This is a genomic window from Bacillus sp. AFS088145, from assembly GCF_002564465.1.
Classification (GTDB): Bacteria; Bacillota; Bacilli; order Bacillales; family Bacillaceae_G; genus Gottfriedia.
The window spans coordinates 92,017-105,851 of sequence record NZ_NUUX01000015.1 but is presented as its reverse complement, the minus strand read 5'-3'; the positions used below and the strand labels follow the sequence as shown (position 1 = coordinate 105,851).

Below are 13,835 nucleotides of genomic sequence, written 5' to 3'. Positions count from 1 at the left end.
TAGTTTTAATATTCTGAATGTAAACGTTTTCTGAGTTTAGGTAAATTAGTGCAGATAATAGACAAAAGAGTGAAGGAAATGGGTAAGCGTTTCCAATAAAAATCGTGATAACCTTATTTATGTAAGCGTAACCAGAAAAAAAGGGGGAAACACTTTGAAAAAGTTATCAAAGATTTTTGCAATAATTTCGGTATTTTTAGTAATGACTCTTGTTGCAGCTGGATGTGGATCTTCAGCAACATCAAGTGATAGCACTTCTGCTGGTAAGAAAAGTAAAAATGGTAAAGTTGATATTGGTATCGTTTTACCTACAAAAGATGAGCCACGTTGGACTCAAGATGAAACTCGCTTTAAAAATGCTTTAAAAGATACAGATTATTCAGTTGAAATTTTATTCTCACAAGGTGACTCTGCTAAAGAAAAAGCAAACGTTGATTCTTTAATTGCAAAAGGCATCAAAGTTTTAATTATTTGTCCTCAAGATGGTGCTGCTGCTGCTGCTTCAGCTGAAGCTGCAAAAGCTGCTGGTGTTAAAGTAATTTCTTATGATCGTTTAATTACAGGTACTGACGCAGTTGATTACTATGTATCATTTGATAGCGTTGCTGTAGGTGCTGCACAAGCACAATATCTTGTAGACCATGCTTCAGGTAAAGCAGGTCAACCTTTATACCTATACGCAGGTGCTGCATCTGATAACAATGCATTCTTATTCTTCCAAGGTGCTTGGAAAGTTCTTCAACCTAAAATTGCTGATGGAACATTCAAAGTTGAGAATTCAGCAGCTGCAAATAGTTTAAAAGCTAAAGCTGATTTAACTCGTGATGAGCAAGCAAAAATTATCGGTCAAGTTTCAACTAACTGGGATTTCAACGTAGCTAAAAACTTAACTTCATCTAACTTAACAAAAGCTTCTAAAGCTGACAAAGGTGATGTATTAGTTCTTGCTCCAAATGATGGAACAGCGCGTTCTATCGCTGATACATTTAAAGCAGACAAAGATGTAACTTCATATGTAATTTCTGGTCAAGATGCTGAAAAAGCTTCTGTACAATACATTATTGATGGCAAACAATCTATGACTGTTTTCAAAGATGTTCGTACTTTAGTTAAAGATGCAATCGCTACTGCAACTTCAATCTTAAAAAATGAAACACCTGATGCTTCAGGCGTTACAAACAACGGTAAAGCTGATATCAAAACAAAACAAACAGATATTATTGTTGTTGATCAAAGCACAGTGAAGAAAGACTTAGTTGATTCTGGATACTATAGTGCTTCAGACTTCACTGGATTGAAGTAATTAATAGAAGAAATGAACTTGCAAAATAGTGATGGTCTAACCGTCACTATTTTGTTAATTATTCAATTTATCAATGACTCAAGTAGATGGCAAATTCGGGAGACGGATCATATGAGTGAATTTATTTTAGAAATGAGAAATATCTCAAAAGAGTTTCCAGGTGTGAAAGCATTAAGCGATGTTAACTTCAAGGTTAGAAAAGGGGAAATTCATTGCTTAGTTGGTGAAAACGGTGCTGGTAAATCGACTTTAATGAAAGTATTAAGTGGTATTTATCCATTTGGAACTTATGCAGGTGATATTGTTTTTGGAGATGAAGTTCAAAAGTTTTCAAAAATAAGTGATAGTGAAAAAAAGGGTATTGGAATCATCTATCAGGAATTATCGCTTTTTCCTGAACTTTCCGTATTTGAAAATATTTTTATCGGACATGAAATTAAAAAGGGAATAACTGTTGATTTCAATGAAACGATTGTTAAAGCAATCGACATGCTAAAAAAAGTAAAACTAGATGTTAATCCGGAAGTACAAATTAAAGAGTTAGGTGTAGGTAAGCAGCAACTGGTTGAAATAGCAAAAGCACTTAGTAAAGATGTTAAATTGCTTATACTCGATGAGCCTACAGCTGCTTTAAATGAAGATGATAGTGAAAACCTACTTTTCTTGATGGAAGAGCTAAAGAATCAAGGAATTTCTTGTATTATGATTTCGCATAAACTTAAAGAAGTAATTGCTGTTGCAGATACGGTTACTGTACTTCGCGACGGAAAAACAATTTGTTCTTTAAATGAAGAAGAAATCACCGAAAACACAATCATCAAACATATGGTTGGTCGTGAAATTGACGATATTTATCCGAAGCGTCCAAATCAAAAGTTTGGTGAAGTTTCATTAGAATTAAAAGACTGGGATGTGTACGATCCAAAATTGGGTCGAAAAATTCTTCATCATATCAATCTAAATGTTCGAAAAGGAGAAATTATCGGTATTGCTGGATTGATGGGATCAGGCCGAACAGAATTAGCAAAAAGTATTTTTGGTAATCCAACAAATTTCAAACTTGATGGTTCCGTTTTAGTGCAAGGTGAGCAAAAGCGTTTTAAACATCCGAAAGATGCAATAAAAGCTGGAATAGCCTATGTAACAGAGGATCGAAAAGGCGACGGATTGATTCTTGAACAAGATATTAAAAATAATATTTCGATTACGAACTTATTTGAAATTTCCAAGTCAAGCGTAATTAATCAACATGAAGAAATTGTCGTTGCAAATGATTATTTAAATAAGTTAAACATAAAAGCTCCATCAATCACTTCAATTGTTGGAAAATTGAGTGGTGGTAATCAGCAAAAAGTATCGTTGAGTAAATGGTTATTTACAAATCCGAATGTACTTATATTAGATGAGCCAACACGTGGAATAGACGTAGGTGCAAAATTTGAAATCTATAGTTTTATGAATCTACTGGTTGAACAAGGCATGAGCATTATCATGATTTCCTCTGAACTTCCAGAAGTCCTTGGTATGAGTGATCGAATTTATGTAATGGCAGAAGGCAAAATAACCGGGGAATTATCAAGAGAAGAAGCAACTCAAGAGAGCGTTATGGCTCTAGCTACCGTTTAAGAGAGGTTGAATAAAATGAACTTTTTTCAAGAAGCAGGCATGTTATTAAGGAAAAACATCCGTGAATACGGAATGTATATTGCTCTTGCAGTAATAATGTTAGTATTTACTTTAAATACAGATGGCCTATTTATGTCATCTCGTAACTTAAGTGATTTAATCAATATGACAGGTTATGTTGCAGTTCTTGCTGTAGGTATGACACTAGTAATTGTCATTCGACATATTGACCTTTCAGTTGGGTTTGTTGCAGGTTTTCTAGGAGCAGTAGTTGCTCTATTTCTAACACACGGTTTGCCAGTCTGGATTTCAATCATTGCAGTTCTAGTATTTGGCGCTATCATAGGTCTAATTAATGGATTCTTTGTTGCTAATTTAGGAATTCCATCATTCGTAGTTTCATTAGCAGGAATGTTAATATTCAAGGGATTATTACTAATGTCTCTTGTTAAAACGGGTACGATCATCGTTGCTAACGAAAGCTTTAAGGCAATTGGAAATGGCTATATTCCTAGTTTAGGAAATTTGAATGGTTTACACATATCAACACTATTAATTGGTGCGATTTCTATCATTCTTTTTATCTGGAGTGATTTTAAAAAGAGAAGCGTAAACATAAAGTACGGTTTTGAAGTTCTTTCAATGCCAATGCAAATCATAAAATTATTGTTTATTTCCGGTATCATTGGTTACATTTGCTATATTCTTGCAGGCTATCAAGGAATTTCTTGGACTGCTGTGATCATGTTTATTGTAGTAGTAGTCTACCACTTCATTACAACAAGAACTCCTTTAGGGCGTCACATTTATGCAGTTGGTGGAAACCCTGAAGCAGCACAGTTGAGTGGAATTAGCTTAAAGAAAATCACTTACATTGTATTCGGTTCAATGAGTATGCTTGCAGCCCTTTCAGGCGTATTGTTTACAGCTCGACTTGCATCTGCTTCTCCCCAAGCAGGTACAATGTTTGAGTTAGATGCAATTGCTGCAGCTTATGTAGGTGGTGTTTCTGCTGCTGGTGGTGTTGGTAAAGTAACAGGTACAATTATCGGTGCATTCGTAATGGCTTCATTAACAAGTGGGATGAACTTAATGGGTATTGATATTTCATACCAATACATTATTCGAGGAGCAGTACTTGTTCTTGCAGTTGTGTTTGACGTAATGACACGTAATAAAGGGAAATAATATTTAAAAACAGAAACAGTCGATTGTGGTGGCTTGTTTCTGTTTTTTTATTTTTTAGAATTGAATTTGTTAGAGCAGATTGAGTTTATCTTATGCGACTAAATGACAGAATAGTTTAATAAGAGTTATTCGAATTTATGATAAAATTTAGAATAAAAAGGAGTGGGAAATAATGAAGTTTTATCTTGCATCAAGTCTTAAAAATATTGAATTGGTTAGGTATGTTAGTAAAATTTTAATAGAAAAAGGATTCATTAATACATATGATTGGACAACAAATGAAAACGTTGCAACACTTGAAGAATTAAAAGTAATAGGTCAAGAAGAGATGGAAGCTGTAATTAAAGCTGATTTTGTTGTTGTTTTGTTTCCAGCAGGAAAAGGAAGCCATATTGAATTAGGTATCGCTCTTGGAAGTGGCAAAAAAGTTTATTTATATTCACCAAACAAAGAAGTAGATAATTTTGAAACTACGAGTACATTTTACCATTTGCCTGAAATCGAAAAATGCTTTGGTACAATAGAGGATTTAGTGGCAAGTATAGAGTCTAAATCAAAAAAAGTATTCAACTAACGCAAGTGTTAGTTCCATTAGAGTTTATGGTTATGCGTAAATTTTGATTCAAGCTCCTTTTCTATTTCTTCGTTTGATACTTCCAGAATTTCATCATCAAAATCGTTTATATTCAATTTCTTCATTAATCTATTTACTTTCCAATTTAAATTTATTAATAACAATAAAATTACAACTATTACAACATTTATTAACCATCCTGGCATTTCAATACTCCTCCTAATCCATTAACTAATATGCCAAAATAACCTATTATAGATATTCATAAATGAATTATTAATACCTCTAACTTTATTGAACTAATCTGTTCATTTCTTATTCAACAAAATGGCAGTTTAGTTGCATTAGAAATGATAAAATAGTAAGTCAATAATTGATAATATTTCAAAAAAACAGAATTATCTTGACAATTATTGAATGGATTGATATGGTTATAAAAAAAATATTTCTTATCCAGAGAGGTGGAGGGACTGGCCCTTTGAAGCCTCAGCAACAGGTCTGCTTAAGTAGACACTGTGCTAATTCCAGCGGGTGATAATCCTGATAGATGAGAGCTTCCGTTTTTATTTGTCAGTAGCGCACTCTTTTTTAGAGTGCGTTTTTGTTTTTTCTGGATAGTAACTAAAGGAGAGTAGTAATGGGGAAGAAAAATGGGCAAGAATTTCAAAGGAACATGCAAGCACGTCATTTAGTCATGCTATCACTTGGTGGGGTGATTGGAACTGGCCTATTCTTAAGCTCGGGCTACACTATTCAACAAGCCGGACCGTTTGGAACAATTCTATCCTATCTGATTGGTGCGCTAGTGGTTTATCTAGTTATGCTATGTTTAGGAGAGCTTTCCGTACATATGCCTGAAACGGGCTCATTTCACAGTTATGCAGTTAAATACATTGGACCGGGTACAGGGTATACAGTAGCCTGGTTGTATTGGTTAACTTGGACTGTTGCTTTAGGTTCTGAATTTACAGCCGCAGGATTACTTATGAAGCGATGGTTTCCATCGATTAATGTTTGGATATGGAGTGCTATTTTTGCCATTTTGATCTTTGTATTAAATGTAATGACTGTTAAATTTTTCGCCGAATCCGAATTTTGGTTTTCATCGATAAAGGTTATAGCTATTGTGATTTTTATTGTTTTAGGAGCAGCGGCAATGCTAGGGTTTCTTCCGATGAGTCATTCAAAAGCAGCACCATTATTTTCTAATTTTACAAGTGGAGGTTTATTTCCTCATGGTGCTACGGGCATTATAATGACCATGCTTGCGGTTAATTTTGCTTTTTCGGGAACAGAATTAATAGGCATTGCAGCTGGAGAAACCGCGAACCCGGAAAAAATGATACCGAAGGCCATTCGAACTACTCTGTGGAGATTGATCATCTTTTTTGTAGGAACGATTTTTGTTTTATCTGCGTTATTGCCTATTTCCGATGCTGGTGTATTAGAGAGCCCTTTTGTTGCAGTTCTAGAACGAATTGGGGTGCCATATTCAGCTGACATAATGAATTTCGTTATCTTAACGGCTATTTTATCTGCAGCAAACTCAGGCCTTTATGCCTCTACTAGAATGCTTTGGTCGCTTGCTAATAAGAATACGATATCTCCGATTTTTGGAAAAATGACGAAGCAAGGTGTTCCAATCAACGCCGTCATTTTCAGCATGGTGGGTGGAGCTTTGGCTTTGCTCTCAAGTATTGTGGCACCAGATACTGTCTATATCGTACTTGTTTCCATTTCCGGTCTAGCAGTAGTTGTAGTTTGGATGAGTATTAGTGCTTCTCAGTTCCTATTTCGCAGACAATTTTTGAAAGAAGGAAATTCTGAAAAAGACTTGATTTATCGCACACCACTGTATCCATTAGTACCAATTGCTTCTTTTATCCTTTGTCTGGCATCGTGTATTGGAATTGCATTCGATCCAACACAGAGAATTGCCTTATATTGCGGCATACCGTTTATTTTGTTTTGCTATGGAAGTTATTATCTAACAAAAAATTTAAAAAAGAGGGGCGTAGATTATGTCGAACAAAGTCAATCCAATTGATGCTATTTTATCCCAACATTCCATTATGCTTCTTGACGGAGCATTAGCTACAGAATTGGAGGCGCATGGATGTAATTTGGACGATCCCCTTTGGTCGGCACGTGTGTTACTAGAAAATCCGGAACTTATTTATCAGGTTCATTCGGACTATTTTCGTGCTGGTGCGGACTGTGCCATAACAGCAAGCTATCAAGCTACTATTAGTGGTTTTTCCGCGCGAGGAATACAAGAACAGGAAGCTTTGGAATTAATTAAGGAAACGGTGTTACTTGCAAGAAGGGCAAGAGATGATTTTTGGAAGGAAAATAAGCAAACGAATAGGCCTAAACCATTGGTTGTTGCATCGGTTGGGCCGTACGGGGCTTACCTTGCAGATGGTTCAGAGTATATAGGTAACTATGGTGTGACAGATAAAACATTAGCAGACTTTCACCGTTCGAGAATGTCAGCGTTAATTGAAGCAGGTGCAGATCTATTGGCATTTGAAACGATCCCTTCCCTGCAAGAAGCAAGAGTATTAGATACATTATTACGTGAGTTTCCAGAAACATATGCGTGGCTTTCCTTTTCGTTAAAAAATGAGAAAGAGATTAGTGAAGGTATGAAACTCGTAGAGTGTGCACGAGTTTTTGAGAAAAGTGAACAAATTGTAGCAATAGGCATCAATTGTGCGCCAGTAACCGTTGTGACTGGTGCAATACAAGAGTTGAGGGCAAACACCAAAAAACCGATTATTGTTTATCCAAACTCTGGTGAAACTTATAATCCAGAAACAAAAACATGGCATGGTCATGAACAATGTAACGTGTTAGATATTCAATCTGAAGAATGGTACCAAGCAGGTGCACGTTTAATAGGTGGATGCTGCAGAACGACACCTTATCACATTGAGGAGATATCGAACAAGTGGCGTTCTTCCGAGTATTGATCCAATTGAAGGTGAAGGGGACTATTTATTCGTAATTAAAGTTAACGAAGAGGTTAATTTAGTTATTCAAAAAATTTCATATAGCTGAAAGTTATTCAACAAAAGGGACTGTATACGCTCGTCATTGCCAACAATACAAACAATATCAAAATAAATAGTAAACATTTCGAAGTGGCATCTCAGTCAACTTCTTCGTTCACTCGTTGAAAAGAACAAAGCAATTGTTCTCGACGAGCACACCAACGAATTATTACAAGCAAACATCAAAACCTTGCAAGAGCTGGTATCAACGTATCCATTTGCTGGATCATCTTCATTCCAGTTATTCTAACCATCGTTCGATACTTTTTCTTTTCGAATTAATAACTCATGACTATTAAAGTGTGCATTTATCCGCTTTATTTGGTATGCTTAACGGACAGTTATGGACCGGATCCACTAAACTGAATGAAGAAGAGGGTAAAACATGGCAAAATTGAATGCAGTCGAAAAATTGCAAAAAGAATTAATGAAGACGCGCGAAGCGATCGACATCGTCAAGATCATCTTAGCGAAGAAAAACGACCCTCATCTCGAAGAACAGTTGAAAAGATTAATCACCGAACACAACGAAATTGTGACACAAATCAAGAGCATCCAGTAAGGATGCTTTTTTATCTTATCGCCCTCTACTCGTAACTACCAGGACGCTATCCATTAGGTCAACCAGTCCATCCATATTTTATGTCATGACTTTTTCATTTTTGAATGGTAATATTTTTACACATTCAACCAAACTAAAATGATATCTTTCCTTTTTTACACAAACCAGAAATGACCGATCGATTATCGTTCGAATCGAAAGGATGAAGTCAAAATGAATGATGAATCAACGCAAGTAATTTTAATGGCAATCAAATCATTAGACCAAAGAATGCAGTCAATGGAAAATAAATTGCAAGCGATGGATGAAAAATTCACATATTTCATGGACCGTCAACATTCAATTGAATAAATGGAATACAAAAAACCAAGTGGAATTTACCATCAATACAGGAATTTTTTGTGAGAAAGTGTCTGCTATCTTAAATGGAGAATTATCAACAACCTTTCCAATAGAAGTACATTCCTTGTTAAGGATTCGATTAAGCGAAATAAAAAATTCAACAGATCATTGGTATAAAATCACAGTGAAAACGGATCTTGAAACTCTTTTTTGTACTATGCCACAAAAATGGTTTTACCTAAAGGTTCATTATTATAACAACACATAATTCTAAACCCATTACGCAAGAGAACATTCTCTTCTATTTCCAAATGTACCCTCGAATAATATTTTCCATTTACGCAAGGCTCTGTTAAATTTAATTGATGATTTTTGAACTAAAAAAGGTTGTCTAATTAGACAACCTTTAGAAACTCTTATACAACTAACGCAATGCGTTAGCCATCCATGAATCAGTTATTCACAACAGTGAATGGAAGATTATTTCGCTCTCCCATGGTAGTTGCATAAGACCAGTTATTCGTTTTCGTAACAGCTAAAAAACTATATACCTAACATTATATCGATGATTCTACGAGAAATAATTCGATGGATGTTACTATCGAAATTCAACAACACAGTTACACCAAGTCTTTCCTCAGGTACTAATGAAAGTAATGCACGTACTGCTAATTGTCCTCCACCGTGTTCAACAATCGTTTTACCTTTATATTTTTCTATAAACCAGCCTAAACCATAATATCTGGTATTGTTTTCGTTGTTCCATGGCTCTGAGACTAGAATCCCTGGATTTTGCATTTGTTTTTTATAACTTGAATCCAATATTTTTTTTGATGGATAACTTAACTGAAATAACATATATGTAGCTAAGTCGTTTGCTGTTGAATATAAAAAACCTATAGGGGCCGCAACGGGATTTGTCGGATAGGGCGTTTCTTTTTTTTCGTATTCTAAATAGTATTTAGAATAATTGCTATCTCCTATAACTTTTGATGAATCCCATTTAGTGCGCCTCATATTCAACGGATTTATTACATTTTTTAATAAATAGCATTCCCAACTTTCTCCAGTAAGTTTTTCAATTAGGTCACCTAGAATAACATAGGCATCGGTGCAATAATTCCACCCATCTCCTGGAGGATATTCTAAATCAACCTTACTAAACCATCGAGTAAGATCTTCTCTAGATTGTATACTAGTTATCTCCTGTTCTGATAAATTGTAATGTGCTAATGCTTCACTCCACTCAGTTGGAGTGTCTGAATAAATTTCTTTTACGTTTGGAGCAACTAAATTTGCAATACCCAAATCAAACGGGAATCCTGCTGTATGACTTAATACATGTCTTACTGTAATTTGGTCACTTAATTTTTTGTCTTTTGTTCTGAAATAAGGTAGGTAATTAACAAGTGGTTCATCTAGACGAATAAAACCTGTTTCTACTAGTTGCATAATACAGGTTGCAACAAAATTCTTAGATACACTCTGTATACTCATTATTGTATTTTCATCAATAGATTTTAAATCCGGTTCAAGTTGAGAATATCCAAATCCTTTGGAATAAACTATTCTGTCATCTTTTACGATTGATATACTTATTCCCACAGTTATCTCTCCACTAATTTCTTTTAGCAGAATATCAATTTTTTCAATTTTCTTTTCTATTCTCTCCATTCCGTCTCCATTTCTTCATACAACTCTTGAGATGAAATTTCATCTTCTAAAAATCGTTCTATTACATTCAACTACTATCTAATCCTCTTTCTGTTCGTTTTTTACCTTTATTTTATCATTTCTTATTCAACTAAACGGCCATTTACTTGAATAAGAAAAAAGTTACAAAAGCAGCTTTAGTTGAACATTAGCCATCTATGAAACAAGAGTTTACAACAATGAATGAAACCTACCATTACAGGCTGAAAATAATCAAAAGAGAACAGTATAAGTACATACAATACCCTTGTTTATTTGCTTAGAATAAAATAAAAATTGAAAAAAATGTTGACTTTCTCATTTTTATCTATAAAATAATTATTAATAAAATGTTTCAGAGATGTGACATCAAAACGACTGTGAAAGGACGAGTAGTAGTAGGACGTAGACAAAGCGAGTCAGGGGTGGTGTGAGCCTGATACGAAGCCTGTTATGAAGAACCTCCTGGAGTCGCTAACCGAAATCCCTTAGAGGAAAGTAGACTTAGCCGTGAACTTCGCCGTTAAAGAAGAACAGTATCGAGATCTCTCTAATCTCCGTACTGAATAAGTGAGCAACCTCTGTTGCTAATTTGGGTGGTACCGCGGAACCAAAGCCTTTCGTCCCAGTTTTTTGGGAAGAAGGGCTTTTTTTGTTGGCTTTTTTCTACTACATCCAAACATTTTAGGAGGAAATAGGCATGTATCAATCATTAATGACAGTAAGAGAGACACAAATCGCAATTAAGGAAGTTAAAACATTTTTTGAGGATCAATTAGCAAAACGTCTTGGAATGTTCCGCGTATCTGCACCATTATTCGTAACGAAAAAATCAGGTTTAAACGATCACTTAAACGGTGTAGAACGCCCAATTGAATTTGATATGCTACATTCAGGAGAAGAGTTAGAAATTGTTCACTCACTAGCGAAATGGAAACGATTTGCACTGCATGAATATGGTTATGAAGCTGGTGAAGGTTTATATACAAACATGAACGCGATTCGCCGTGATGAGGAACTTGATGCAACTCATTCCATTTACGTTGACCAATGGGATTGGGAAAAAATTATTCAAAAAGAATGGCGTACAGTAGATTATTTACAAGAAACCGTACAAACAATTTATGGAATCTTCAAAGATTTAGAAAATCATTTATTTGAAAAATATCCGTACCTTGGGAAGTATTTACCAGAAGATATCGTATTTATTACAGCCCAAGAATTAGAAGATAAATACCCAGAATTAACACCGAAAGATCGTGAGCATGCGATTGCAAAAGAGCACGGTGCAGTTTTTATTATTGGAATTGGCGATGTACTTCGTTCTGGTGAAAAACATGATGGTCGTGCAGCTGACTATGACGATTGGAAATTAAACGGAGACATCTTATTCTGGCATCCAGTATTGCAAACTTCATTTGAATTATCATCAATGGGTATCCGTGTTGATAGTAGATCACTTGATGAGCAATTAACGAAGACAGGTGAAGATTTCAAGCGCGAGTATGATTTTCATAAAGGTATTTTAGAGGAAGTGCTTCCACTAACACTTGGTGGTGGTATTGGGCAATCAAGAATGTGCATGTTCTTCTTACGTAAAGCGCATATTGGTGAAGTTCAATCTTCTGTATGGCCTGATGAGATGAGAGAAGCATGTAAGAAGGAAAACATTCATTTGTTTTAAAAAGATAGGACCCCTAAATAAAAGAATGAGTCTATATCATGAAGAAGAATGCAATATACAAATCCTGATGTCAAACAATCATCAGAATATCAATAGAGGCTATGTATCATTTTATTGTGAACTTAAGAAAATCGAAAACTAAAATAAACCATGCATTAGTTGTACAAAAAAAATCGAATGTAAAATTCGATTTTTTTTATTGCTCTGGATGGCATTGATAGTTTAGTCGATTATTGAAAGTTAAAATAAAGTTAGCTTAGAGTTAATATTGTAAAAATTACAGATAAAAACCGAAAGTACAAAAGTGTAATGAATACCATATGACCTGTGTCAATTAATCTTATGACAATATGTAACTAGGAAATGTGATATTAAATAAATAACAATTGAATTAAGGCAATTGATTGATCCGTGCAAGTACATGAATCAGTCTTGCTTTTGAAAAAAAATTCAATTGAGGTGAGAAAATGAATAAGAAAAAGATGTATTGTGCAATGGTTAGTACAGCTATATTAGTCGCAGGATTTGGTGGAGAGGGAAAAGCTCAAACGGTAGCAGTCGAAAATTCAGTTCAACCAATCCAAAATAATATCGTTAATTCAATCGAATCACAGGCAAAGCAATTAAAAACGATAGAACCATCAAAACCATTTGACGATTTAAAACCACTTAAGAACATGATTGGGAGCGCACAATATGTAGGATTAGGAGAGAATACTCATGGAAGCTCTGAAATTTTCACCATGAAGTTTCGCCTTGTGAAGTACTTAGTTACTGAGATGGGATTTACGAATTTCGGAATGGAAGAAGATTGGGGAATCGGCTTAAAGCTAAATGAATATATCCAAGCAGGAAAAGGAAATCCTAGGGAATTTTTAAAATTGTTATATCCTACTGATGAAATTATAGCCATGATTGAGTGGATGAAAGATTATAATGCTGATCCAACCAATAAAAAGAAGATTCAATTTATCGGACTTGACCTAAAAACAATGGACCAAAGTGTCTTTAATAAAGTAACTGATTATGTAAAGCAGCATCGACCAGATATACTGGCAGAAGTGGAAGAAAACTATAAAGAGCTTTCTACTTACACTGGAAGTCTACAGGAATATATGCAGCTTGCTCCTGAAATAAAAGAAAAATTCAAGGCAAATGCTGAGAAAGTAGTCCAATTGCTAAATGATGAAAATGAACAAGCAAACACAGAGAGTGTTTCATCCGAGTTAATCTGGGTGAAAGAGACGGCGAATGCAATAGAGGAATTTACCACAATGCTACTTCCTAATGAATATTCAAGTATGGTGAAGCTACACGATCAATATTTGGCCGATCATGCAATGTGGGCACAAGAGTACTTAGGCGGTAAAACGATGGTATGGGCACACAATATTCACATAGCCAAAGGTATTATCGATGAGAAATTTTACCCTAATGTTGCGGGACAGTTTTTGAAAGAACGTTTAGACAATAATTATGTCTCAATTGGTAGTACAACTACAGAGGGGAAATTCACCTTATACAGCGAATATAATCCTTCCACTGGAGGTAAGATTGCAACGGAAACTATTCCACAAAATGTGAATAGTTTCAATTATATCCTTGGAAAAGTCCCATATAATATGTTTTTGTTAGATAATCGTCAACTTAATGGTCAAGCAAAGAAATGGGTTAGAGAAAAGAGGCCATTACTGAGTATAGGGGGACAGATCATCCCAAATAGTTCTTTATATAATGATACTTCATTGCTTGAGCAGTTCGATATAATTTTTCATATCCGAAAAACAAGTCCATCTCATATTAATTAA

Annotated in this window: 13 protein-coding genes, 1 riboswitch and 1 other annotated feature; of the genes, 11 read left to right on the top strand and 2 right to left on the bottom strand. The window is 34.9% G+C overall.

Annotation, left to right across the window (positions count from 1 at the left end):
• Window positions 1-154 precede the first annotated feature (154 nt).
• The 4 genes from COI44_RS11565 to COI44_RS11550 all read left to right on the top strand — a co-directional run bounded on the left by COI44_RS11565 (window position 155) and on the right by COI44_RS11550 (window position 4,691).
• Window positions 155-1,303, top strand: a complete 1,149-nt coding sequence (locus tag COI44_RS11565; RefSeq protein WP_286163888.1) for a sugar ABC transporter substrate-binding protein — start codon at window positions 155-157, stop codon at window positions 1,301-1,303.
• Window positions 1,304-1,414: 111 nt separating this feature from the next.
• Window positions 1,415-2,929 carry a sugar ABC transporter ATP-binding protein gene (locus tag COI44_RS11560; protein ID WP_098428086.1) on the top strand — a complete coding sequence of 505 codons (1,515 nt, stop codon included), beginning with the start codon at window positions 1,415-1,417 and terminating at the stop codon, window positions 2,927-2,929.
• Window positions 2,930-2,944: 15 nt separating this feature from the next.
• Entirely contained in the window at window positions 2,945-4,117 is a 1,173-nt protein-coding gene (locus COI44_RS11555) for a sugar ABC transporter permease (protein ID WP_098428085.1), read from the top strand.
• Window positions 4,118-4,289: 172 nt separating this feature from the next.
• The gene (locus tag COI44_RS11550; RefSeq protein ID WP_098428084.1) at window positions 4,290-4,691 is read left to right on the top strand and encodes a nucleoside 2-deoxyribosyltransferase; all 402 of its coding nucleotides are present in this window, start codon (window positions 4,290-4,292) and stop codon (window positions 4,689-4,691) included.
• Window positions 4,692-4,708: 17 nt separating this feature from the next.
• Here the strand turns inward: COI44_RS11550 and COI44_RS11545 are convergent, their stop codons facing one another.
• On the bottom strand, window positions 4,709-4,897 hold the full coding sequence (locus tag COI44_RS11545) for a hypothetical protein (RefSeq protein WP_098428083.1): 189 nt from the start codon (window positions 4,895-4,897) through the stop codon (window positions 4,709-4,711).
• 240 nt (window positions 4,898-5,137) lie between these two features.
• Window positions 5,138-5,245, top strand: a riboswitch (SAM riboswitch).
• Between the two features lie 83 nt (window positions 5,246-5,328).
• Between COI44_RS11545 and mmuP the strand changes: the two genes are divergently transcribed.
• The 5 genes from mmuP (at window position 5,329) to COI44_RS24845 (ending at window position 8,919) form a co-directional block, all read left to right on the top strand.
• Window positions 5,329-6,738 carry an S-methylmethionine permease gene (gene mmuP, locus COI44_RS11540; RefSeq protein ID WP_098428082.1) on the top strand — a complete coding sequence of 470 codons (1,410 nt, stop codon included), beginning with the start codon at window positions 5,329-5,331 and terminating at the stop codon, window positions 6,736-6,738.
• Window positions 6,713-7,666 carry a homocysteine S-methyltransferase gene (mmuM, locus tag COI44_RS11535; protein WP_098428081.1) on the top strand — a complete coding sequence of 318 codons (954 nt, stop codon included), beginning with the start codon at window positions 6,713-6,715 and terminating at the stop codon, window positions 7,664-7,666. The genes mmuP and mmuM overlap by 26 nt, the downstream gene beginning before the upstream one ends.
• Before the next feature lie 466 nt (window positions 7,667-8,132).
• On the top strand, window positions 8,133-8,309 hold the full coding sequence (locus COI44_RS24160; protein ID WP_179887093.1) for a hypothetical protein: 177 nt from the start codon (window positions 8,133-8,135) through the stop codon (window positions 8,307-8,309).
• A 213-nt stretch (window positions 8,310-8,522) separates the two neighbouring features.
• Window positions 8,523-8,660 (top strand): hypothetical protein, encoded by a 138-nt coding sequence (locus COI44_RS24155; RefSeq protein ID WP_167555278.1) that lies wholly within the window; start codon window positions 8,523-8,525, stop codon window positions 8,658-8,660.
• A complete protein-coding gene (locus COI44_RS24845) occupies window positions 8,614-8,919 on the top strand; it encodes a DUF4304 domain-containing protein (RefSeq protein ID WP_098428080.1) in 306 nt (101 codons plus the stop codon). The genes COI44_RS24155 and COI44_RS24845 overlap by 47 nt, the downstream gene beginning before the upstream one ends.
• A 275-nt stretch (window positions 8,920-9,194) precedes the next feature.
• Here the strand turns inward: COI44_RS24845 and COI44_RS11525 are convergent, their stop codons facing one another.
• Window positions 9,195-10,325, bottom strand: a complete 1,131-nt coding sequence (locus tag COI44_RS11525) for a serine hydrolase domain-containing protein (protein WP_098428079.1) — start codon at window positions 10,323-10,325, stop codon at window positions 9,195-9,197.
• A gap of 389 nt (window positions 10,326-10,714) precedes the next feature.
• Window positions 10,715-10,974, top strand: a binding site (T-box leader).
• A gap of 69 nt (window positions 10,975-11,043) precedes the next feature.
• On the opposite strand from COI44_RS11525, the gene asnA reads away from it, so the two are divergent.
• Window positions 11,044-12,027, top strand: coding sequence for an aspartate--ammonia ligase (gene asnA / locus COI44_RS11515; RefSeq protein ID WP_098428078.1), 984 nt, complete (start codon window positions 11,044-11,046; stop codon window positions 12,025-12,027).
• A gap of 467 nt (window positions 12,028-12,494) precedes the next feature.
• Window positions 12,495-13,835, top strand: a complete 1,341-nt coding sequence (locus COI44_RS11510) for an erythromycin esterase family protein (protein ID WP_098428077.1) — start codon at window positions 12,495-12,497, stop codon at window positions 13,833-13,835.

Excerpts from the sequence above, each read along its gene's own strand:
- COI44_RS11525 (WP_098428079.1), bottom strand. The coding sequence starts at position 10,325 with ATGGAGAGAATAGAAAAGAAAATTGAAAAAATTGATATTCTGCTAAAA.
- COI44_RS11545 (WP_098428083.1), bottom strand. The coding sequence starts at position 4,897 with ATGCCAGGATGGTTAATAAATGTTGTAATAGTTGTAATTTTATTGTTA.
- mmuM (WP_098428081.1), top strand. The coding sequence starts at position 6,713 with ATGTCGAACAAAGTCAATCCAATTGATGCTATTTTATCCCAACATTCC.
- COI44_RS11560 (WP_098428086.1), top strand. The coding sequence starts at position 1,415 with ATGAGTGAATTTATTTTAGAAATGAGAAATATCTCAAAAGAGTTTCCA.
- COI44_RS24845 (WP_098428080.1), top strand. The coding sequence starts at position 8,614 with ATGAAAAATTCACATATTTCATGGACCGTCAACATTCAATTGAATAAA.
- asnA (WP_098428078.1), top strand. The coding sequence starts at position 11,044 with ATGTATCAATCATTAATGACAGTAAGAGAGACACAAATCGCAATTAAG.
- COI44_RS24155 (WP_167555278.1), top strand. The coding sequence starts at position 8,523 with ATGAATGATGAATCAACGCAAGTAATTTTAATGGCAATCAAATCATTA.
- COI44_RS11510 (WP_098428077.1), top strand. The coding sequence starts at position 12,495 with ATGAATAAGAAAAAGATGTATTGTGCAATGGTTAGTACAGCTATATTA.
- COI44_RS11550 (WP_098428084.1), top strand. The coding sequence starts at position 4,290 with ATGAAGTTTTATCTTGCATCAAGTCTTAAAAATATTGAATTGGTTAGG.
- COI44_RS11555 (WP_098428085.1), top strand. The coding sequence starts at position 2,945 with ATGAACTTTTTTCAAGAAGCAGGCATGTTATTAAGGAAAAACATCCGT.
- mmuP (WP_098428082.1), top strand. The coding sequence starts at position 5,329 with ATGGGGAAGAAAAATGGGCAAGAATTTCAAAGGAACATGCAAGCACGT.
- COI44_RS24160 (WP_179887093.1), top strand. The coding sequence starts at position 8,133 with ATGGCAAAATTGAATGCAGTCGAAAAATTGCAAAAAGAATTAATGAAG.